At 61.5% G+C, this 18,837-nt stretch carries 26 protein-coding genes; 20 read left to right on the forward strand and 6 right to left on the reverse strand.

Features of this window, described 5'->3' with window-relative positions:
• Position 1: 1 nt before the first annotated feature.
• Positions 2–655: a thiamine phosphate synthase gene (locus AC1RO0_RS06825; RefSeq protein ID WP_498592118.1), complete on the reverse strand. Its 654-nt coding sequence runs from the start codon at positions 653–655 to the stop codon at positions 2–4.
• A gap of 244 nt (positions 656–899) precedes the next feature.
• Here AC1RO0_RS06825 and AC1RO0_RS06830 point away from each other — a divergent pair, with 244 nt between their 5' ends.
• A complete protein-coding gene (locus AC1RO0_RS06830) occupies positions 900–1,160 on the forward strand; it encodes an ArsR/SmtB family transcription factor (RefSeq protein WP_007701221.1) in 261 nt (86 codons plus the stop codon).
• A gap of 205 nt (positions 1,161–1,365) precedes the next feature.
• Here AC1RO0_RS06830 and AC1RO0_RS06835 read toward each other — a convergent pair whose 3' ends face one another.
• Entirely contained in the window at positions 1,366–1,539 is a 174-nt protein-coding gene (locus AC1RO0_RS06835) for a YdcH family protein (RefSeq protein ID WP_007701218.1), read from the reverse strand.
• Between the two features lie 228 nt (positions 1,540–1,767).
• Between AC1RO0_RS06835 and AC1RO0_RS06840 the strand changes: the two genes are divergently transcribed.
• The 6 genes from AC1RO0_RS06840 to AC1RO0_RS06865 all read left to right on the forward strand — a co-directional run bounded on the left by AC1RO0_RS06840 (position 1,768) and on the right by AC1RO0_RS06865 (position 5,713).
• Complete coding sequence (locus AC1RO0_RS06840; RefSeq protein WP_012652299.1) at positions 1,768–1,971, forward strand: YdcH family protein; 204 nt, start codon at positions 1,768–1,770, stop codon at positions 1,969–1,971.
• Positions 1,972–1,990: 19 nt separating this feature from the next.
• Positions 1,991–2,485 carry a 5-(carboxyamino)imidazole ribonucleotide mutase gene (gene purE / locus AC1RO0_RS06845; RefSeq protein WP_498592391.1) on the forward strand — a complete coding sequence of 165 codons (495 nt, stop codon included), beginning with the start codon at positions 1,991–1,993 and terminating at the stop codon, positions 2,483–2,485.
• On the forward strand, positions 2,482–3,540 hold the full coding sequence (locus AC1RO0_RS06850) for a 5-(carboxyamino)imidazole ribonucleotide synthase (protein WP_498592119.1): 1,059 nt from the start codon (positions 2,482–2,484) through the stop codon (positions 3,538–3,540). The genes purE and AC1RO0_RS06850 overlap by 4 nt, the downstream gene beginning before the upstream one ends.
• Positions 3,541–3,693: 153 nt before the next feature.
• Positions 3,694–3,819 carry a type B 50S ribosomal protein L36 gene (gene ykgO / locus AC1RO0_RS06855; RefSeq protein WP_003542835.1) on the forward strand — a complete coding sequence of 42 codons (126 nt, stop codon included), beginning with the start codon at positions 3,694–3,696 and terminating at the stop codon, positions 3,817–3,819.
• Between the two features lie 124 nt (positions 3,820–3,943).
• A complete protein-coding gene (locus AC1RO0_RS06860) occupies positions 3,944–4,573 on the forward strand; it encodes a hypothetical protein (RefSeq protein ID WP_498592120.1) in 630 nt (209 codons plus the stop codon).
• An 87-nt stretch (positions 4,574–4,660) separates the two neighbouring features.
• Positions 4,661–5,713: an alpha/beta fold hydrolase gene (locus tag AC1RO0_RS06865; RefSeq protein WP_498592121.1), complete on the forward strand. Its 1,053-nt coding sequence runs from the start codon at positions 4,661–4,663 to the stop codon at positions 5,711–5,713.
• Here AC1RO0_RS06865 and AC1RO0_RS06870 read toward each other — a convergent pair.
• On the reverse strand, positions 5,692–6,633 hold the full coding sequence (locus AC1RO0_RS06870) for a LysR substrate-binding domain-containing protein (RefSeq protein WP_498592122.1): 942 nt from the start codon (positions 6,631–6,633) through the stop codon (positions 5,692–5,694). The two genes, AC1RO0_RS06865 and AC1RO0_RS06870, sit on opposite strands and share 22 nt — an antisense overlap.
• Before the next feature lie 110 nt (positions 6,634–6,743).
• On the opposite strand from AC1RO0_RS06870, the gene AC1RO0_RS06875 reads away from it, so the two are divergent.
• The 4 genes from AC1RO0_RS06875 to AC1RO0_RS06890 all read left to right on the forward strand — a co-directional run bounded on the left by AC1RO0_RS06875 (position 6,744) and on the right by AC1RO0_RS06890 (position 9,171).
• Positions 6,744–7,133, forward strand: coding sequence for a tautomerase family protein (locus AC1RO0_RS06875; RefSeq protein WP_498592123.1), 390 nt, complete (start codon positions 6,744–6,746; stop codon positions 7,131–7,133).
• Positions 7,134–7,138: 5 nt separating this feature from the next.
• Positions 7,139–7,534 (forward strand): cupin domain-containing protein, encoded by a 396-nt coding sequence (locus AC1RO0_RS06880; protein ID WP_498592124.1) that lies wholly within the window; start codon positions 7,139–7,141, stop codon positions 7,532–7,534.
• A gap of 3 nt (positions 7,535–7,537) precedes the next feature.
• Positions 7,538–8,110, forward strand: coding sequence for a DUF4865 family protein (locus tag AC1RO0_RS06885; RefSeq protein WP_498592125.1), 573 nt, complete (start codon positions 7,538–7,540; stop codon positions 8,108–8,110).
• An 89-nt stretch (positions 8,111–8,199) separates the two neighbouring features.
• On the forward strand, positions 8,200–9,171 hold the full coding sequence (locus tag AC1RO0_RS06890) for a threonine ammonia-lyase (RefSeq protein ID WP_498592126.1): 972 nt from the start codon (positions 8,200–8,202) through the stop codon (positions 9,169–9,171).
• 3 nt (positions 9,172–9,174) lie between these two features.
• Here AC1RO0_RS06890 and AC1RO0_RS06895 read toward each other — a convergent pair whose 3' ends face one another.
• The 3 genes from AC1RO0_RS06895 to AC1RO0_RS06905 all read right to left on the reverse strand — a co-directional run bounded on the left by AC1RO0_RS06895 (position 9,175) and on the right by AC1RO0_RS06905 (position 11,893).
• Positions 9,175–9,810, reverse strand: coding sequence for a LysE family translocator (locus tag AC1RO0_RS06895; protein WP_498592127.1), 636 nt, complete (start codon positions 9,808–9,810; stop codon positions 9,175–9,177).
• 155 nt (positions 9,811–9,965) lie between these two features.
• Positions 9,966–11,405: a pyruvate kinase gene (gene pyk / locus AC1RO0_RS06900; protein ID WP_498592128.1), complete on the reverse strand. Its 1,440-nt coding sequence runs from the start codon at positions 11,403–11,405 to the stop codon at positions 9,966–9,968.
• Positions 11,405–11,893 (reverse strand): DUF1036 domain-containing protein, encoded by a 489-nt coding sequence (locus AC1RO0_RS06905; RefSeq protein ID WP_498592129.1) that lies wholly within the window; start codon positions 11,891–11,893, stop codon positions 11,405–11,407. The genes pyk and AC1RO0_RS06905 overlap by 1 nt, the downstream gene beginning before the upstream one ends.
• A gap of 205 nt (positions 11,894–12,098) precedes the next feature.
• Between AC1RO0_RS06905 and AC1RO0_RS06910 the strand changes: the two genes are divergently transcribed.
• The 9 genes from AC1RO0_RS06910 (at position 12,099) to copC (ending at position 18,779) form a co-directional block, all read left to right on the forward strand.
• Entirely contained in the window at positions 12,099–12,896 is a 798-nt protein-coding gene (locus AC1RO0_RS06910; RefSeq protein WP_498592130.1) for an N-formylglutamate amidohydrolase, read from the forward strand.
• 13 nt (positions 12,897–12,909) lie between these two features.
• On the forward strand, positions 12,910–13,215 hold the full coding sequence (locus tag AC1RO0_RS06915) for a DUF1244 domain-containing protein (RefSeq protein ID WP_153364697.1): 306 nt from the start codon (positions 12,910–12,912) through the stop codon (positions 13,213–13,215).
• A gap of 277 nt (positions 13,216–13,492) precedes the next feature.
• Complete coding sequence (locus tag AC1RO0_RS06920) at positions 13,493–13,747, forward strand: DUF2312 domain-containing protein (RefSeq protein ID WP_007701156.1); 255 nt, start codon at positions 13,493–13,495, stop codon at positions 13,745–13,747.
• Positions 13,748–13,920: 173 nt separating this feature from the next.
• Positions 13,921–14,343, forward strand: a complete 423-nt coding sequence (locus AC1RO0_RS06925) for a hypothetical protein (protein ID WP_498592392.1) — start codon at positions 13,921–13,923, stop codon at positions 14,341–14,343.
• Positions 14,344–14,578: 235 nt separating this feature from the next.
• Complete coding sequence (locus AC1RO0_RS06930; RefSeq protein WP_498592131.1) at positions 14,579–15,952, forward strand: PepSY-associated TM helix domain-containing protein; 1,374 nt, start codon at positions 14,579–14,581, stop codon at positions 15,950–15,952.
• Positions 15,953–15,987: 35 nt separating this feature from the next.
• Complete coding sequence (locus AC1RO0_RS06935; RefSeq protein WP_498592132.1) at positions 15,988–16,524, forward strand: copper chaperone PCu(A)C; 537 nt, start codon at positions 15,988–15,990, stop codon at positions 16,522–16,524.
• Positions 16,525–16,609: 85 nt separating this feature from the next.
• Positions 16,610–17,629 (forward strand): ubiquinol oxidase subunit II, encoded by a 1,020-nt coding sequence (cyoA, locus tag AC1RO0_RS06940; RefSeq protein WP_498592393.1) that lies wholly within the window; start codon positions 16,610–16,612, stop codon positions 17,627–17,629.
• Between the two features lie 71 nt (positions 17,630–17,700).
• Positions 17,701–18,294: an SCO family protein gene (locus AC1RO0_RS06945; protein WP_498592133.1), complete on the forward strand. Its 594-nt coding sequence runs from the start codon at positions 17,701–17,703 to the stop codon at positions 18,292–18,294.
• 116 nt (positions 18,295–18,410) lie between these two features.
• Positions 18,411–18,779, forward strand: coding sequence for a copper homeostasis periplasmic binding protein CopC (copC, locus tag AC1RO0_RS06950; RefSeq protein WP_498592134.1), 369 nt, complete (start codon positions 18,411–18,413; stop codon positions 18,777–18,779).
• Positions 18,780–18,837 lie beyond the last annotated feature (58 nt).

Below are 18,837 nucleotides of genomic sequence, written 5' to 3' on the forward strand. Positions count from 1 at the left end.
ATCAATCTTCAAACCGTGGCGCTTTTTCGTCGAGAAGTGCATTCACTTCCGCGACGATGGACGGCGCCGACGCAGGATCGGCAAAAACTGCCATGCGCAGCGCCACGAATTCGGCACCCGACAAAGCCACCTCCAGCGCCGACTTCGGATCGGTGCCACCCATGACGATGCAGGGAATAGCGATCATCGAGGCCCACCACTCGCCGAGCGCCACGTTCTTTGGGTGCGCCTCCGGCTTGATGTCACCGTCGAGCTTGCCGAAGAAAATGTAGTCTGGCCGCAGCTCGCCGATCTCCAGCGCATGGTGCCTGTCCGTGGCATTGCCGCCACCGACGATCAGCTTCGGCACATGTTTTTCCACCGCCTCGGTGAATTCCGCAAGGTTGCCGGTGACGTGCAGGCCGTCGGCCTTGGCGCGGCCGGCCACGCGGCTGTCGCCGGCGATCAGCGCTGCGGCACCTGCCTCCTGCACTAGGGGCACCAGCTTTTCCGCGTGCTTCTGGAAAGTGCTGTCATCAAGCCCGTATTGCGGGATGATGACCGAGGCCACATCCCCGCCCCTCAATGCATCGGCCACCACCTTCGCCTGCTCATCGACATCGGCAATATCGGGAACGATGAGAACGAGGCGGCAGCGATCTTCGGGCGAGGTCATTGAGAGTTTCCATAATTTACGGGTTCATTCGTCAGGGATGGCGCACCCGTTCGATGTTTGTGAGTAAATCCGTTAGGACGGTCTGACAAGGGGCAGGCCGCCGAAACCGCTCCGCAGCCTGAACACCATATCTGTTACGAGGACCCTGCGGAACCTTCCGGCCGGGGTCGGAAACAAAGCGCAATCCATCATTGCATCGCACAATTGACTTGCCGGTCCCCTAGGTTTGACGTAGCTTTTTGCCATGTCGACCATGGACCCCTTCGCTGCCATCGCGGATCCGAACCGGCGCTATCTGCTGGAAGAGCTGCGGCGCGCTCCGAAAACGGTCAACGAACTGGCGCGGGGCTTGCCCATCAGCCGTCCCGCCGTGTCGCAACATCTCAAGGCGCTGCTCGACAGCAATCTCGTTTCCGTCACCTCCGAGGGCACGAAGCGCATCTATGCGGTCAACGGCCCCGGTTTCGACAAGCTCAATTTGTGGCTGGATCAATTCTGGGCCTGAGGGCGGCCCTTAGCGCCTTGAGGCGAACTCCCGTTGCTTCACAAAAAAATGCGCCAGCTTCCACTCGCAACGTGTTGAAGCCGGCGCATTGGTTTTAGCTGGAATGGTTCCCACCTGCGACCGGGGATTTCCCCGGCGCCTTTTTGGCCAGCCTGTCCTCCCAGGCCGTAATCGGTGGTTTTGTCCCTTATGAAAGAACGTTGCGTCAGTGAACTGACGATTTCAGACGGTGGATTTCATCCTTGAGGCGCAGCTTCCGGCGCTTGATGTCGGCTATTTCGGTATCATTGATAGAGGGAGATGTCAGTGCAGAATGCAGCGCCTCCTCGAGAGCGACATGTTTCTTTTCGAGCGATTCAAGATGTGCTTGAACAGTCATATGACCCTTCCTTCCTCTTACGATCCCCGGCTATCCGTCGCCAGAGCTCTAGGTGTCAACCCTACCAGTGTGACATAATATTGAACCCTTGTCGAAGGCGAAAACGTGGCCTTTGGGCGACAAATTCATGATGATGGATAACTTCCCGTCCTCGCCATTTGGTGATAGGAGCTTGCGGAATTCATGAGGCGGGACGAACGCGATTCCGCAAGCATTGGGGAAATAAGCATGGCCGATCAGGAACAGGCGGAAATCAGGCTGATCGTGGCGCGGTTGCGTCAGGAACACGAGGATTACGACGCCGCGATCAATGCCATGATCCAGACGGGCTGCGAAGCCCTTCGCATCCAGCGCATGAAAAAGAAGAAGCTTGTCATCAAGGACAGGCTGACCAAGCTGGAAGACCAGATCATCCCCGACATTATCGCCTGAGGAGCAAGACGCGACGATGATGACAGAAAGACCGCCCGTTGCCATTATCATGGGCAGCCAGTCCGACTGGGAAACCATGAAGAACGCCGCGGATACGCTGGAAGCGCTGGAGATCACCTATGATGCGCGCATCATTTCCGCGCACCGCACCCCGGACCGGCTGGCAAACTTCGCCAAGAGCGCACGCGACGAAGGCTTCAAGGTCATCATCGCCGGCGCGGGTGGTGCTGCCCACCTTCCGGGCATGGCTGCCTCGATGACGCCGCTGCCGGTCTTCGGCGTGCCGGTACAGTCTCGCGCCTTGTCGGGCCAAGACAGTCTCCTTTCCATCGTGCAGATGCCGGCCGGCATTCCCGTCGGCACGCTGGCAATCGGCAAGGCCGGCGCCATCAATGCCGCGCTTCTGGCCGCCGCCGTCCTCGCTCTCAGCGACGAAGAAATCGCCGACCGGCTCGACGAATGGCGCGCCCGGCAGAGTGCCGCGGTTGCCGAATATCCGATGGACGACCTATGACCGCAAAAACGATCGGCATCATCGGCGGCGGCCAGCTCGGCCGCATGCTGGCCATGGCCGCGGCCCGGCTGAATTTTCAGACCCTGATCCTGGAGCCGCAGACAGATTGTCCGGCAGCCCAAGTGGCAAACGAGCAGATCGTCGCCGCCTATGACGATCCCTCCGCCCTTGCCGAACTGGCGAAGCGCTGTGACGTCGTCACCTACGAATTCGAAAACGTGCCGGTCATCGCCGCCGAAAGACTGGCCAAGGATGTCCCGGTCTATCCGCCGCCGAAGGCGCTGGAAATGGCGCAGGACAGGCTGACCGAGAAGCGCTTCATCAACGATTGCGGCATTCCGACCGCTCGCTTTCACGCCGTCGACAGCCAGGCCGATCTTGAAGCCGCCCTGGCCGATTTCGGCGGACAGGGCGTGCTGAAAACCCGGCGCCTCGGCTATGACGGCAAGGGGCAGCGCGTCTATCGCTCCTCCGCTGACAGTGCCGAAGGCGGTTATGCGGTACTTGGCAACGTGCCGCTGATCCTCGAAAGCTTCGTGTCCTTCGAGCGGGAGATTTCCATCATCGCCGCCCGCGGCCTGGATGGCGCGATCGCCTGCTACGATCCGGCGGAGAATATTCACCGCGACGGCATCCTCCACACCTCCACCCTGCCCGCGAGCATCGCCGCTGAAACGGCCGCCGCCGCCCGCGAGGCCGCGGAGAAGATCTTGGCCGAGCTCGGCTATGTCGGCGTTATCGGCATCGAGTTCTTCGCGCTGGCCGACGGCAGCCTGATCGCCAATGAAATGGCCCCGCGCGTGCACAATTCCGGCCACTGGACGGAGGCTGCCTGCGTCGTCTCGCAATTCGAGCAGCATATCCGCGCCGTTACCGGCCTGCCGCTCGGCAATCCCGCCCGTCATTCCAACTGCGTGATGCAGAATCTGATCGGCGACGACATACTTTCGGTCCCCGATTGGCTACGCCGTGACGATGTGCTAGTGCATCTCTACGGCAAGACGGAGTCCCGTCCCGGCCGCAAAATGGGCCATGTCACGCAGCTTCGCCGCTAACAGTACAGGGAAAAAGCCCCTGACGTGGTTGACAGGACCCAGGCGACGAGGTATTTGCTCCCCACCCTAAAGAGCGCGCCCTGAGCGCGCTTTTGATTGTTAAAAGATACGGGCGAATGTGACATTCCCCCTCAGAGATCGCGGATCAGAAAAATGAAGATCAAGAATTCGCTCAAGTCGCTCAAGGCGCGTCACCGTGACAACCGTCTGGTTCGCCGCAAGGGCCGCATGTACATCATCAACAAGCTGAACCCGCGCTTCAAGGCTCGTCAGGGCTGATTTCGCGTGGAGCTCGGTTTGCGAACCGGGCCGGTCGTCAGACGGCCGGATTATGATCTCGCATCATAATCGTTCGGGATGATCACATCAAAATTGTTTTGATCTTCGACATTGGCGGGCTACTATGCCCGCCATGCGCGTTTTTGCTTTGCCATATCCGGCCCTGCCGATTCTCCTTGCCCTGACCGTCGTCGCACCGCATGTCGCGATGGCCGATGATTCTGGTATTGTTGAGAAAAAAGATCCGGGCACCGCCGCTGCCAGCCTGTCGCCGAAGCAGCAGATCGACAATCTCTTCACAGCTCTTAAGCGCCAGCGTGATCCCGATCAGGCAAGCCAGATTGCCGACCAGATCCGCATGGAATTGAGTGATTCCGGCAGCGCCACCATCAATCTTCTGATGCAATGGGCCGACAAGGCCATTCAGGAAAAGCGCAATGCGGCGGCCATGGATTTCCTCGACCAGGTCATCTCGCTGAAGCCGGACTATGTCGAAGGCTGGAACCGGCGTGCGACGCTGAATTACGCCATCGGCGACTATCGCAAGTCGATGGAGGACATCAATCAGGTCCTGCGGATAGAACCACGCCATTTCGGCGCGCTGGGCGGCATGGCCGCGATCCTGAGCGAGACCGGCAAGGACGAGATGGCGCTGAAGGCCTGGGAACGCTTCCTCGAGGTCTATCCGGCGAATCGCGCCGCCCAGGAGCAGGCGAATACGCTCTCGGAAAAGATCGCCGGGAGCCGAACGTGAGATTTATCAACAACGGGCAAGCCTGCGACGGACGAGAGGTCATAAGTGTCGGATAGGCTGACGCCCCAATAGCTGCATCATACCGCAATGATCAATGTGCTGCTCTACGCCCTTGTTTTCATTCTCATCGTCGCCGCAGCTTTCTCGGCCTTCAAGACGCGCGCCATAGAACAGGCCCATCCCAATATCGGCGAGCTGACCGATATTGGCGACCTCCGCATCAATGCCCTGCATCTGCCGCGCCCGGCCACAGCCGACCTGCCGCCCCTGATCTTCATCCATGGCGCCAGCGGCAATCTGCGCGACCAGTTCGAAGCCTTCGCCGGTCCGCTTGCCGGCCGCGCCGAAATGCTGTTCGTCGATCGGCCCGGCCACGGTTATTCCGAACGCGGAGGCCCGGAAAACGCCCTGCCCTCCGGACAGGCCGACGCGATCGCCAGACTGATGGAGAAGCTGGGCATCGAAAAGGCCATCATCATCGGCCATTCCTTCGGCGGCGCGATCGCCGCTTCGTTCGGCGTCCGCCACCCCGACAAAACCGCCGGTCTGCTCTTCCTCGCTCCGGCGACGCATCCTTGGCCGGGCGGCATCGACTGGTACTATACGCTTGCCGCCATGCCGGTCCTCGGCTGGCTTTTCTCGCATCTGCTTGTGATACCGATGGGGCTGCGGCGGGTGGAAAGCGGCACGCGCAATATCTTCCGCCCCAACGAGCGCCCAGTCGACTATGTCGAAAAGACCGCCCCGGAGCTGGTGTTGCGGCCAAAGACCTTCCGCAACAACGCTGCCGATGTCGTCAACCTCTTCGCCTATGTTTCGGCTCAGGCGCCCCGTTATCGCGAGATCCAGGCGCCGACCGTCATCATCACCGGCGACAGCGACGATATTGTTCTGGAGGAGCTGCATTCGCGCGGTCTGGCGCGCGACATCCCCGGCGCGGAACTCATAACCATCCGTAATCTCGGCCACAAACCGGATTATGTGGCAACCGACGTCGCCATCGCCGCGATGGAACGCCTCGCGGGCGCATCACGCGATCTCCAGTCGCTCGCCCGACAGGCGGAAGCGCGCATCGCCAACCTGACGCCGCAACCGTCGACCGAAATCGCCGCGCCGTCTCAGGCGGTCTCGACCTCGTAATCCGGCCTGTCAGCAAAGACCCGCCCCTGCGGCATGGCCTCTACCGTCTGCCGCACCGCTTGCAGCATGATCGATGCCAGCCGTTCCGTCGCCGGACTGGCCTCCGCCTCGGCGCGATGCAGTACGAGATCGAGCTTCGGCAACGGCGGCAGCCCGGCTTCACCAGGCATCAACGGCCGCACTTTGTTCGGCAGGCCCAGCGGCGTTCTCACCGTCACGCCCAAGCCCGCCGCCGTCGCGGCCCAGAGACCGCCAAGGCTCGGGCTAACGAAGGAAATCCGCCAGCCGATGCCGGCGCGATCCAGCACCTTCGTCGCAATCGACCGCAGCAAGCAAGGCGCTTCCAGCGATGCCAGCGGCAGCGGCTCACCACCAATGGCATGCCAATGGATAGGCCCCTCCGCCGGGCCGACCCAGCACATCGGCACCTCGGCGATCCGCTCGCTATGGACGGTGCTAAATCCGTCGCTCCAGGCAAGCGCCAGATCGAGCTTGCCGGATGTTACCCGTTCGACCAGCTCCGCATTGCGAACCACGCGCGCCTCGATGCGGACCTTCGGATGGGCACGGGCGAAACGCCCCAGCACCTCCGGCAACAACGTCTCGCCAAAATCCTCCTGCAGGCCGAGCCGCACCCAGCCCTCCAGATCCCCGCCATGGATCGCGGTTGCCGCCTCGTCGTTGAGATCGAGCAATCGTCGTGCATAGGCGAGCATGGTCTCGCCAGCTTCGGTCAACGCCAGCCCACGCCCGGCCCTGCGAAAGATCGGCGTGCCCGCCTGCTCCTCCAGCTTCTTGAGCTGCGCACTGACAGCCGATGTCGAGCGCCCGAGCCGGTCAGCCGCCTTGGCGAAGCTGCCAAGCTCCATGCCGGTGACGAAACTGCGCAGGACGTCGAGATCGAATATGATTTTCCGCACGACTAACCATCCATATTTTTGGGACTATAAGTCCAATATTTTCTGATTTTCGGCATGATTATCCCGTGACATGGTGAGATCGTCAAGTAGACAGAGAACAGGAGCACATCATGCCCTTCACCAATATCTCCCTTCTCCGCGGCAAGTCGCCTGAATATCTGAAGGCACTCTCGGACAATTTCCACCGCGCCATGGTCGAGACCTTCGACGTGCCGCCCACCGATCGTTTCCAGGCGATCCACCAGCTGGAACCGAACGAACTGATCTTCGACCGCACCTATTTCGGCGGTCCGCGCTCGGACGATTACGTCTTCTTCCACATCACCATCGGCAAGCCACGCTCGACCGAGGTCAAGAAGGCCTTCTACCGCCGTCTCGTCACTCTGCTTGCCGACGCGCCGGGCATGCGGCCCGAGGATGTCATGATCAACATCACCACCACCACGCGCGAGGACTGGTCCTTCGCGGACGGCATCGCGCAGATGATCGAGCAGGATTGACCACGATGAGCCCGAAAACCGCTCAGCGGTCACCCGCGACCCATCGCGCCGGCGCGAGCACCCAACGTTCTCCCGAAGGCATCGCCAGCGCACCCTTCTGGGTGGAGATGCTGGTCGAAAGCAGGGAGGATGGCGGCCTGACCGCCATGCGCTGCTCTCTCGAACCCGGCACCATGACGCAGTGGCATACGCATCCGCACGGCCAGATCCTCTACGTTCTCTCGGGCGTCGGGCTGGCCGAACGCGATGGCGAAGCGGCCGAGGAACTGCGTGCCGGCGACTGCGTCACTTTTGCGCCTGATGAGCGCCATCGCCATGGTGCTACACTGCATAGTACCTTCGCCTATATCAGCATCCAGGCTGTCCTAGGTGGCAGCGCCGTGACCTGGCTCGAGGATTGAACCATGATCGCCATGCAATACATCTTCACCCCGCCCGCCGACTACGACATGACGATCATCGATCGCCGCATTCGTGAGAAAGGTCCCTTGCTCGACAATCTGCCCGGTCTGAAATTCAAGGCCTATCTCACCGCCCGGAAAGGCGATGCGATAACTGACAGCAAGGACAATTTCTACGCTCCCTTCTATGTCTGGAACAAGGACGAGGGCCTGAGTGATTTCCTCTGCGGCCCCGGCTTTGCCGGAGTAACCGAGAGCTTCGGCTGGCCACAGGTAAAGACCTGGGTGGTCTGGCGCGCCGACGCCTCGCCGGATATCCGCAAGGCCCGCTTCGCCACAAGGGAGATCATCCAGACCGAACCCTATGCGCCGCTTGCCGAGATACGCCGGCAGGAGAGCGAGGAAGCAGCCGCTGAGGTGGCCGGTGGCGAAGCGCTCGCCTCCGTCGCCGCCTTCGAGCCGACGAGCTGGACGCGGGTGCGTTTCCGGCTGCTTGCCGATCTGCCAAAGGACGTGCTGCGGTCGGGCGTGCAGGCCTATAATGTCGGCCACCTTTCCGCGCCGGGCGTCAGCTGAAGTGTCACGGGGACAAAGTCGTTGTTTTAAAGCGCTTCGCGGCGTTTTATGGATGGAGAGACTTTCCGCAGCAGAAGAGTGATCCCTCCATGGTCGATATTGCAATGATCGAAGCCGCTCGCGCTCGCATAGACGGGCGCGCGCGGCGCACGCCCCTTCTCTCCTCACCCTTCCTCAACGAGATCGCCGGGCGGCGGCTATTCGTAAAGGCGGAGTGCCTGCAACATACGGGATCGTTCAAGTTCCGGGGCGGCTGGTCGGCGGTTTCGGCGCTGGAACCCTCGGTGCGCGCCAGGGGCGTCATCGCCTTTTCCTCCGGCAACCATGCTCAGGGCGTGGCGCTAGCCGCGCAACTTCACGGCATTCCCGCCGTCATCATCATGCCGTCCGATGCACCGAAGCTGAAGATCGCCAATACCCGCGCATTGGGCGCCGAAGTCGTGCTTTACGACCGCGTGCAGGAAGATCGCGACGAGATCGGCGCACGGCTTTCTAGTGAGCGCGGCTTGACGCTGATCAAGCCTTTCGACGAACCGCAGGTTATTGCCGGCCAGGGAACGACCGGGCTGGAAATCGCCGAACAGGCGGCAGAAGAGGGCATCGATATCGCGACCGTACTCGTCCCCTGCGGCGGCGGCGGCCTGACATCGGGCATCGCGCTGGCGCTCGAAGCGCGCGCGCCCGGCTTCAAGGTCCGCCCCTGCGAGCCCAAGAATTTCGAGGATACCACCCGTTCGCTGGCCTCGGGCCGGATCGAGCGCAACGCCGCGCTGCAGGGTTCGATCTGCGACGCCATCATCACGCCGCAGCCCGGCAACATCACCTTCCCGATCCTGAAGCGCCTCTGCGGTCCCGGTCTGGTCGTGACCGATGAAGAAGCGCTGGACGCCATGGAACTCGCCTTCAAGCGCCTGAAGATCGTTGTCGAGCCTGGCGGCGCCGTGGCGCTGGCCGCCGCCCTATTCCATGGCAAGGAGATCGACGGCGATACGCTGATCGCTGTCACCTCCGGCGGCAATGTCGATACGGATGTCTTCGAGGCGGCTCTGCGCCGTCACTAACCCTTAGTTTGCAGCGCGACGATAAAGCGCCAGCGAACCCGCCAAGGCCAGAAGCGCGCCGCCACAGACGCGCTCCAACCATTTTGCGCCTTCCGCTTTCAGGAACCGCACGGCCTGCGAGCCGAAAACGGCGTAGCCGAACATGATCGCGAAATCGAGCGTGGCGAAGACCAGCGCCAGGATGGCATATTGCGCCATCAGCGGCGCGGTCGGATCGATGAACTGCGGCAGGAAGGCCGAGAAGAACAGATATCCCTTGGGATTGGTCACCGCCACCATGAAGCTCTTCAGCCCGATGGAGAGCACCGTGCCCTTCGGCTGCTCGGCATTGGCCCTCAGCATACCGTCGATCGTTCCCTTGGAGCGCAGCATCATGATCCCAAGGAAAGCGAGATAGGCCGCACCCGCCCATTTCAGCGCCGAAAACCAGAATTCCGATGCCGCCAGCAGCGCACCGAGCCCGATCGCAACCGCGCCGATCAGCACGAAATCCGACAGCACGGCGCCGACCATGCCGGCCAGCGCGCGACGCACGCCGAAGCGGGAACCGTTGGTCAGGGCCAAGAGCACCGTCGGCCCCGGCGTCGCGATACCGATGAAGGAGACTGTGATGAAGGCAAGCAGAGTGGTGGCGTGCATGGTTTCCTCCCCTATGGTTGTCGGAAAGTTACATGCGATATCGCGCTTGGCAAGTGGGCACCCTTCCCACCGATGCGGCAATCTGCGCGCAGCAAAAAACCCGCTATCTTGCGACAGCGGGTTCAGGATGTTCTCAAAGGGGACGTCGGTAGACGTTATACGCCGGACTGGCCGTCCGAGCCGATATAGGCAAGGCGCAGCATGTTGGTGGCGCCGGGCGTGCCGAGCGGCACACCGGCCGAGATGATGATGCGGTCGCCGGGCTTGCCGAAGCCTTCCTCGGCAACGATGCGGCAGGCGTTGTTGACCATATCGTCGAGGTCGGTAGCGTCATGGGTAACGACGCAGTGCATGCCCCAGACCACCGACAGGCGGCGGGCCGTCTGGATGATCGGCGACAGCGCCAGGATCGGAACCTGCGGGCGCTCGCGCGAAGCGCGCAGGCCCGTCGTGCCCGACGACGTGTAACAGACGATGGCGGAAAGCTTCAGCGTTTCGGCGATCTGCCGGGCGGCGAGCGAAATGGCGTCGGCACCGGTTGCTTCCGGCTGGGCGCGCTGCGCGTAGATGATGCCCGAATAATGCGGCTCGCGCTCGATCGTGCTGGCGATCGACGCCATCATCGACACGGCCTCGATCGGATAGTCGCCGGAGGCGGATTCGGCCGACAGCATGACGGCATCGGCGCCTTCGAAGACGGCGGTGGCGACGTCGGAGACTTCGGCGCGGGTCGGAACCGGCGCGGAGATCATCGATTCCAGCATCTGCGTGGCGACGACCACCGGCTTGCCGGAACGACGGCAGGCACGGATCAACTGCTTCTGAATGCCGGGAACGGCTTCAAGCGGCATTTCGACGCCGAGGTCGCCACGGGCGACCATCAGAGCGTCGGAAAGCTCGATGATTTCCTCGATGCGCTCGACAGCCTGCGGCTTCTCGATCTTCGACATCAGGCCGACGCGGCCATGCGAGATCTTGCGGACTTCGGTCAAGTCTTCCGGACGCTGGATGAAGGAGAGCGCCACCCAGTCGATTTCATTGGTGGCAAGCACGGCGTCGAGGTCGACGCGATCCTTCTCGGTCAGCGCGCCAACGCCAAGCAGCGTATCGGGCAGGCTGACGCCCTTGCGGTCGGAAATCTTCGTGCCGGAAATGACGGTCGTGACGATGCTCTTGCCGTCACATTTTTCAGCGCGCAGTGCCAGCTTGCCGTCGTCGATCAGCAGGCGGTGGCCGGGCTTGACCGATTCCAGGATTTCCGGATGTGGCAGAAACACGCGGGTGCTGTCGCCAGGCGTGTCGTTATTGTCGAGCGTGAAGGTCTGGCCGGGCTTGAGATCGACCTTGGTATCGGCAAACTTGCCGACGCGCAGCTTGGGACCCTGCAAGTCGGCGAGAATACCAATCGGACGACCACAGCGGGCCTCAACGGCGCGAATGCGCTGGATCAGCATGCGCATCACATCATGGCTGGCATGGCTCATGTTGATGCGGAACAAGTCTGCACCGGCCTCATGGAGCTTCTGGATCATCTCCTCGGAGGAGGAGGCCGGGCCTAGCGTCGCTAGGATTTTGACTTTTCGGTTGCGTTTCATCAGTTCTGGCTCTCTTGGCTGCCCGGAGTATCGGAAAGCTGAACCATCCAGCTCGCCTGACGCCCCGTGTCGTATTCCTTGAATCCCATTTTCTGGAAGCCGCGCGCGTAGCAATCCTTCACACCTGGGATTTTGAATTCATTTTCCGCCACGCACATTTCGACGTCACCCGTCCAGCGACCGCCACGGGCCGCGTCTTCTGCGTAGAGGTAATAATAGCGGGACTGAAGTGGCCCCTCGATCAATGTGGCGCAGGTAGTGGCCGGAACCTGCCACCATCCTTCGGTGGCCCAGCCTTCCTTCGCCCGGTAGCCGATCGCCACGCCCACGAGATTCTGCGTACCGTTGCAGACCCGGAAGTCGGCATGGGCTGCATTCGGCGCAAAGAAAAACGGCGCGGCGGCGGCAAGGATGAAAAAAGCGAATCGGGCGAGCGGCCCTGACCGCGTAACGAAACTTGGCGCGACTTGGCTGAACACGGCTTCCAATGGGCTCCCGATTATTCGTTGTTGCGTCTTCTTGCGCCGCCATCCTACGAATGTCAACGCAACTCTAATCGATTATATTTTCTTCACGGGATGGTGACGACGCCCTCCAGCGCGCCCTTCGCCCGATCAATCAGGCGAGCCTTGCACCTTCCGCCCTCGCATGCAATCAAACAACGAGTTGAAAATGCAATAATCGACAATCCACATGAACGACTTCAAATCCTTCGAGACCATATTGGGCAATCGTGACAAAGGCATGGTCATTCTCGGCGATCATGCAATGCGTCACCTTCCTGAGGCTTATGGCCGGCTTGGCTTGCCCGAAACCGCCTTTGCACGGCACATCGCCTATGACATCGGCATAGAGGGTCTTTGCCGCCAGCTTGCCGCGCGGCTCGGCGTCCCGGCCGTGCTCGGCGGCTTTTCCCGCCTGCTGATCGACCCCAATCGCGGCGAGGACGATCCGACGCTGATCATGAAGATTTCCGACGGGGCGATCATCCCCGGCAATCACCCGATCACCGACGAAGAGTGGAATTATCGCATCGAGACCTTCCACCGGCCCTATCACCACGCCGTCGAGGAGACGATCGCATCCGTCGCAGATACGACTGGCAAGGCACCGCTGGTGCTGTCGCTGCATTCCTTCACGCCGGCCTGGAAAGGCGTTCCGCGCCCCTGGCATGCGAGCGTACTCTGGGACAGCGACGAGCGCGCCGTCTTGCCGCTTCTTGCAAAGCTTGGTGCCGATACCAATCTCGTCATAGGCGACAACGAACCCTATGATGGGGCGCTGAAGAACGACACGCTGTATCGCCATTGCATGATAAAAGGCATTCCGCACGCCCTGCTGGAAGTCCGCCAGGATCTGATCGGTGACGAGGCCGGCATTGCCGAATGGGCCGAGCGGCTGGCGCCGATCTTTTCAGCGGTGAACGACGATCCCGCGCTGCACGAATACAAGATCTATCCGTCGCGCACCGGCCCATACGAAAAGAATTGAGGAAGAAGTCACGATGAGCGCGCTCAGCAAACAACAACAGACCGAATTGGAAGCCGCCGCCTTCCGACGTCTCGTCGCGCATCTGCGCGAACGCAGCGACGTCCAGAATATCGACCTGATGAATCTCGCCGGCTTCTGCCGCAACTGTCTGTCCAACTGGTATCGCGAGGCGGCCGAAGAAGCGGGCCTGCCGGTGACCAAGGACGAATCGCGCGAGATGGTCTACGGCATGCCCTATGAGGACTGGAAGAATCTGCATCAGGCCGAAGCCTCGGCTGTGCAAAAAGCCAGTTTTGAGCAGAACAAGCCGAAAGAATAGACCGGCTTTCGCCAAGACGGCTTGACCTCGCGCTCCATTCGCGGCACGTCAACGGCCCGATCGAATTCGAAACCCCACGCACTCCGGAGACGATGTATCCGAGGCCTCTGGCGTCACCCGCGATCCGCTTTGCGCTTCCATGGAAGCGGATCGAGCGGATGGACGCGCAAGACAGGCGCATGGGATTTCGGCCAGGAATTTCGTAGTTCCCGCCTTTAAACAGGGAATTGCATGAACCACAGAGCAGCGCAGGCTGCTGCCTTGAAAGGAAAAGAAAATGGACGACACGACGAGTGTTGAGAATGTCGCCGCCGCCGAACTGCGGGCGTTCATTGAGCGTATCGAACGGCTTGAAGAAGAAAAGGGCGCCATCCAGTCCGACATCAAGGACGTGATGGGCGAGGCAAAGGGTCGCGGCTACGACACCAAGGCGATCCGCACCATCATCCGCCTGCGCAAGAAGGACGCCAACGAGCGCCTCGAAGAAGAATCCATCCTGCAGACCTATATGGCCGCGCTCGGAATGGAATAGGCCGCAGCCCGCCTTCGGGCACGGCGCTGAAAGTCTATGATCAACAAACCTCGACGGCCGGCCATTGTCCGGCCGTTAGTCATTCCGCCTGTCCGGCGGATCAGGCGCGCATACCAAATTGCCGCATTGAGCTCATCCAACGAATGTCGTAGGTGCTTTGCCTGCAAGAGGTGATGGGGACGGCGGTGGGGAAGACAATCTCCGGGACAACACAGTGGCTGCTGCGCATTCTATGCGCCTTCGCGCTGTTGTCGGTCGGCTTTGCCCATCAGCCAGCCGTTTCCAGCGCCGATGAACTGACACCCGCGGCACTTGCTCAATATAGGCTGCCGGACGGAACCCTGCCGGTTCTCTGCGTCACCGAAAAGACGGCGGACGGCAAGGAACACAGCAAGGCGCATGTGCCAAACTGCGAGTCCTGCCGGATTTCTGCGGCGGCCCTGCTTCCGCTGCCGCCGACGGATATCTGCGAGCATCTCACCTTCGCAAGCCAGGATGATATTCCGGCCCCGAAAACCAAAGCCTTCCACCGCCAGCTCTATCCGCCGAACACTGGCCCCCGCGCGCCACCCCTCCTCCGCATCACCATTGCCTGAGCCTGCGTTGCGGCCCGCGCCGTGACGCTCGTCGTCAAGGGCGGCCGGACCATGCACGAGATTGATCGTGCCGGCTGCGGGCGGATTGCCTCCATGCTGATCATCACTGCGCGAAACGGGCCGCCCCTGCATCCCGGCCGTGTATGCTGATCCTCATAAGGCAGCGACCGAAACGGTCGGCACCTCCCCGCAGACAGGCCCTCCCGCCGCCAGCCGGATTTCCGGAGGATTTTTCATGTCTGCCTTCACCGCGGCCGAACCAGCCGCAGCAACCACCGACACCATCTCGCTTTATCGCGCGATCTGGCGCTGGCATTTCTTCGCCGGCCTGCTCGTCATCCCCTTCATGCTCAATCTGGCGATCACCGGATCGCTCTATCTCTTCAAGAACGAGATCGACACCACCTTCTATAGCCATCGCCATGTCGTCGCAGATACCGGACCTGCGTTGGCGCCGCAGCAGATCGTCGATGCGGCAACCGCCGCCCTGCCGGGCGCCAGGGCTACCTCCTATCGCGAGGCCCCGGCCGGCGATCGCTCGGCGGCCGTCACCGTATCGAAAGGCGGCCAGTCGACCGTCATCTATGTCAATCCACACAATGGCGAGGTGCTGGATTCGGTCGGTTCCAAGCAGGATTTCGGCTGGGTCGTCCGGCGTCTCCACAGCCTCGACTATTTCGGGACATGGACCAACCGGCTTATCGAGATCGTCGGCGGCTTCGCGCTCGTGCTCGTCGTCACCGGCATCTATCTCTGGTGGCCGCGCAAGCAGACCGGCGGCGTCCTCACCGTACGCGGCACACCTTCGCGCCGCGTCTTCTGGCGCGATCTGCATGCGGTCACGGGTGCTGGCGCTGGCGTCCTCATCTTCTTCCTCGCCCTCAGCGGCATGCCGTGGTCGGGCTATTGGGGCGCCAATGTCAAAACCTGGTTGACGGAGCACGATCTCGGCTTCCCCGCCGCCCTCTGGGACAATGTGCCGACATCGACGAAAGTCACGGACGATATCCTGCCGGCGCCGGGCTGGATTGTCGAAAAGGCACCCGTTCCCCTCTCCAATGTGGCCGCCGCGCAATCGGCCGGGCCGATCGGCATCGACAAGGCGGTGGAGATCGCCAAGGGGCTCGGCATGGCGCCGGGCTTTGCCACCGCCATCCCTTCCGACAAAACCGGCGTCTACACCGCCGCACTCTATCCCGCCGACCTCGCCGACGAGCGCACCATCCACATCGACCAATATTCCGGAAAGCCGCTCGTCGATCTCTCCTTCAGCCAGTACCCCGCTCTCGGCAAGGCGATCGAATGGGGGATCAACGTCCATCTTGGCCAGGAATGGGGCCTCTTCAACCAGCTCCTGATGCTGGCGACCTGCCTGGCGATCATTCTGTCCTGCGTGACGGCTGTCATGATGTGGTGGAAGCGCCGTCCGACGGGACGCCTCGGCGTTCCGCCCATGCCGCCACGGAAGTCCGTTTATATCGGCCTATGGCTGATCGTGATCGCCTTCGGTGCCGCCTTCCCGCTCACCGGGCTCGCCATCGTCGTCATGCTGCTCTTCGACCAGATCCTGCTGCGCTTCGTGCCGCCGTTCCGGCGCTTCTTCTCATGACGGCCGCTCCCCCATTTCCAAGAAAGATATCGATCATGCTGAAACTCGTCACAACCTTTGCCGCTTTCGGCCTTGCATCTCTCCTGTCCCACGCCGCCTTGGCCGAAGACTTCGCCATCGGCGACCTCCGCATCTCCGATCCCTATGTACGGGCGATGATACCCGGCGCTCCGGTCGGCGGCGGCTACATGACCATCACCAACACCGGCTCCACCGACGATCGGCTGATCGCGGCCAGTTCGCCGCGCGCGAGGATGGTCCAGATCCACGAGATGACGATGGACAAGGACGTCATGGTCATGCGCGAACTCGCGGATGGCTTGCCCATCCCCGCCGGAAAGACGGTCGAGCTGAAGCCGGGCGGCTATCACGTCATGTTCATGAAGGTCGAAGAGGGCTTCAGAGAAGGCCAGACGGTGAAGGCCACGCTCAAGTTTGAAAAGGCGGGGTCCGTCGATATCGAATTCCCGGTCGGCCCTGCCGCCGGCGGCAAGGATAAAAGCAAGGACATGGGCGCGATGACCATGCCCGATGCGGTTATGGGAGGCGCACATGCCGACCAGACGAAGTAGAGCCGCTGGCGGTATCGAGGTGATCTCCTGCAAACCGCTAAAACCACTGGTCCTCACACCCCTCCTGCTGCTTTCGGGTTGCAACATGGTCGTGCTGGCGCCGTCCGGCGATATCGCGATGCAACAGCGCAATCTCATCGTTATCTCCACCGTATTGATGCTGCTCATCATCATCCCGGTGATCTTCCTGACCCTGTTCTTCGCCTGGAAATACCGTCAATCCAACACGGAAGCAGCCTACGATCCCGAATGGCATCATTCCACACGCCTGGAGATCGTCATCTGGTCGGCGCCACTGGCGATCATCGTCGCGCTCGGGGCCGTCACCTGGATCAGCACGCATCGGCTCGATCCCTACCGGCCACTGGACAGGATCGATGCCTCACGGCCTATGCCCGCAGGTACCAAACCCCTGACGGTCGAAGTGGTGGCACTCGATTGGAAATGGCTGTTCCTCTATCCCGATCTTGGCATCGCAACGGTCAACGAACTGGTCGCGCCCGTCGATATCCCGATCAACTTCAAGATCACCGCCGCCTCGGTGATGAACTCCTTCTTCGTTCCCGCCCTTGCCGGCCAAATCTACGCCATGCCGGGCATGGAGACGAAGCTGCATGCGGTCATCAACCATGAGGGCGAATATCAGGGCTTCTCCGCCAATTACAGCGGCGCCGGCTTCTCCAACATGCGGTTCAAGTTTCGTGGCCTCGACAAGGCGGATTTCGAAACCTGGGTAAGCAAGGCCCGCTCACAAGGAACGCCCCTCGGCCGCCTCGAATATCTGAGGCTGGAGCAGCCGAGCGAGAAGGAGCCGGTGCGCTATTTCTCCTCCCTCGATCCCGCGCTTTACGACGCGATCCTCAACATGTGCGTCGACCAGGCGAAGATGTGCGTCAGCGAGATGATGGAGATCGACGCAAAAGGCGGCGGCGGCATGGAAGGCATCAACAACATCATGCGGCTGACCTATGACGACCGTCTGGGCGGCCGGCAGACGAAGCGGCCGCCCGCGCCTTTCGTCGCCGCACTCTGCATCCCCACCGGCAAAGGTCCGGGCGGCAGCGTCGCCATCGCTGCGCCGGCGCAAAAAACCAACCTCGAATGAAGACACAAGCGACGTGGCGGCGGCAATCGCGCCGCCGCTCGGCACGGACCCAACACATAAAGGAGAATCCAATGTTCACGAGAGAGTGGACCATCCCCGCCATCCTGGGCGTCGTCTTGCTGATCGTCTGCGGCGCGCTCGGTTATTTCACATGGAGCCTGATGCCACAGGCGGACGCGGCGGAAACCAATATCGGCGCCACGTTCAAATTGACCGACGACCGCGGCCAACCGATCACAGAGCAGGTGCTCAAGGGCCATCCTTCGCTCATCTATTTCGGCTACACCCATTGCCCCGAAGTTTGCCCGACCACGCTTTACGAGATGGCCGGTTGGTTCAAGGCGCTTGGGGACCAGGGCAACGTGTTGAAGGCCTATTTCTTCTCGGTTGATCCCGAGCGCGACACGCCACAGATCATGCGCAACTACACCGGTAACTTCACCGACCGGATCACCGGGATCACCGGCGACCCGAACGAGATGCAAAAGGCGATCAAGGGCTGGCGCATCTATGCCAAGAAGGTACCGACGCCGGACGGCGACTACACCATGGATCACACCGCTTCGGTTCTCCTCGTGGGTGCCGATGGCAATCTCCGGAGCATGATCGCCTATGGAGAGGATCCGAACACCGCTTTGCAGAAGATCCGTAATCTTCTGAAATGAAGGCCGCGATTACCCGGCCGGACAGGATCCGGACGGACTATCCCGGCGACCGCGATCCGTCGCCAAAACCTGCCGCGGGAGCCCCTGCGGATTATCAACCTGAAAGGACAATCACCATGCCCCAGATGAAGAAACTCCTTGTCGCAGCATTCGCAGCCAGCCTCGCCTTGGCGGGCCAGGCCTTCGCCCATGCTCATCTCAAATCAGCCGTTCCCGCCACCGACGGCACCGTGAAAGAGGCGCCTTCCGAACTCGACCTTACCTTTACAGAAGGATTGAATCTCAAATTCAGCGGCGTGACCGTCACCGGCCCGAACAAGGCGGCGGTGAAGACTGGCGAAGCCATGCTGATGAAGGGCGATACCACGCTGATGATCCCGGTCACGGAAAAGCTGGCGACCGGCAAATACACGGTCGAATGGCACGCTCTCTCGACCGACGGCCACAAGACGAACGGCACCTATAGCTTCACCGTCGCACCGTAAAATCCCTCTGATCGCTCCTTGCCGGAGGTAGGGAGCGATCAGCTTGCAATTCCATTGC

The organism is Rhizobium sp. GW821-FHT14E12, from assembly GCF_058803745.1.

What these genes read in the sequence shown, in the direction of transcription:
- AC1RO0_RS06825 (WP_498592118.1), bottom strand. Translation starts at nt 655, where the DNA reads ATGACCTCGCCCGAAGATCGCTGCCGCCTCGTTCTCATCGTTCCCGAT.
- AC1RO0_RS06830 (WP_007701221.1), top strand. Translation starts at nt 900, where the DNA reads ATGTCGACCATGGACCCCTTCGCTGCCATCGCGGATCCGAACCGGCGC.
- AC1RO0_RS06835 (WP_007701218.1), bottom strand. Translation starts at nt 1,539, where the DNA reads ATGACTGTTCAAGCACATCTTGAATCGCTCGAAAAGAAACATGTCGCT.
- AC1RO0_RS06840 (WP_012652299.1), top strand. Translation starts at nt 1,768, where the DNA reads ATGGCCGATCAGGAACAGGCGGAAATCAGGCTGATCGTGGCGCGGTTG.
- purE (WP_498592391.1), top strand. Translation starts at nt 1,991, where the DNA reads ATGACAGAAAGACCGCCCGTTGCCATTATCATGGGCAGCCAGTCCGAC.
- AC1RO0_RS06850 (WP_498592119.1), top strand. Translation starts at nt 2,482, where the DNA reads ATGACCGCAAAAACGATCGGCATCATCGGCGGCGGCCAGCTCGGCCGC.
- ykgO (WP_003542835.1), top strand. Translation starts at nt 3,694, where the DNA reads ATGAAGATCAAGAATTCGCTCAAGTCGCTCAAGGCGCGTCACCGTGAC.
- AC1RO0_RS06860 (WP_498592120.1), top strand. Translation starts at nt 3,944, where the DNA reads ATGCCCGCCATGCGCGTTTTTGCTTTGCCATATCCGGCCCTGCCGATT.
- AC1RO0_RS06865 (WP_498592121.1), top strand. Translation starts at nt 4,661, where the DNA reads ATGATCAATGTGCTGCTCTACGCCCTTGTTTTCATTCTCATCGTCGCC.
- AC1RO0_RS06875 (WP_498592123.1), top strand. Translation starts at nt 6,744, where the DNA reads ATGCCCTTCACCAATATCTCCCTTCTCCGCGGCAAGTCGCCTGAATAT.
- AC1RO0_RS06880 (WP_498592124.1), top strand. Translation starts at nt 7,139, where the DNA reads ATGAGCCCGAAAACCGCTCAGCGGTCACCCGCGACCCATCGCGCCGGC.
- AC1RO0_RS06885 (WP_498592125.1), top strand. Translation starts at nt 7,538, where the DNA reads ATGATCGCCATGCAATACATCTTCACCCCGCCCGCCGACTACGACATG.
- AC1RO0_RS06890 (WP_498592126.1), top strand. Translation starts at nt 8,200, where the DNA reads ATGGTCGATATTGCAATGATCGAAGCCGCTCGCGCTCGCATAGACGGG.
- AC1RO0_RS06895 (WP_498592127.1), bottom strand. Translation starts at nt 9,810, where the DNA reads ATGCACGCCACCACTCTGCTTGCCTTCATCACAGTCTCCTTCATCGGT.
- pyk (WP_498592128.1), bottom strand. Translation starts at nt 11,405, where the DNA reads ATGAAACGCAACCGAAAAGTCAAAATCCTAGCGACGCTAGGCCCGGCC.
- AC1RO0_RS06910 (WP_498592130.1), top strand. Translation starts at nt 12,099, where the DNA reads ATGAACGACTTCAAATCCTTCGAGACCATATTGGGCAATCGTGACAAA.
- AC1RO0_RS06915 (WP_153364697.1), top strand. Translation starts at nt 12,910, where the DNA reads ATGAGCGCGCTCAGCAAACAACAACAGACCGAATTGGAAGCCGCCGCC.
- AC1RO0_RS06920 (WP_007701156.1), top strand. Translation starts at nt 13,493, where the DNA reads ATGGACGACACGACGAGTGTTGAGAATGTCGCCGCCGCCGAACTGCGG.
- AC1RO0_RS06925 (WP_498592392.1), top strand. Translation starts at nt 13,921, where the DNA reads ATGGGGACGGCGGTGGGGAAGACAATCTCCGGGACAACACAGTGGCTG.
- AC1RO0_RS06930 (WP_498592131.1), top strand. Translation starts at nt 14,579, where the DNA reads ATGTCTGCCTTCACCGCGGCCGAACCAGCCGCAGCAACCACCGACACC.
- AC1RO0_RS06935 (WP_498592132.1), top strand. Translation starts at nt 15,988, where the DNA reads ATGCTGAAACTCGTCACAACCTTTGCCGCTTTCGGCCTTGCATCTCTC.
- cyoA (WP_498592393.1), top strand. Translation starts at nt 16,610, where the DNA reads ATGGTCGTGCTGGCGCCGTCCGGCGATATCGCGATGCAACAGCGCAAT.
- AC1RO0_RS06945 (WP_498592133.1), top strand. Translation starts at nt 17,701, where the DNA reads ATGTTCACGAGAGAGTGGACCATCCCCGCCATCCTGGGCGTCGTCTTG.
- copC (WP_498592134.1), top strand. Translation starts at nt 18,411, where the DNA reads ATGCCCCAGATGAAGAAACTCCTTGTCGCAGCATTCGCAGCCAGCCTC.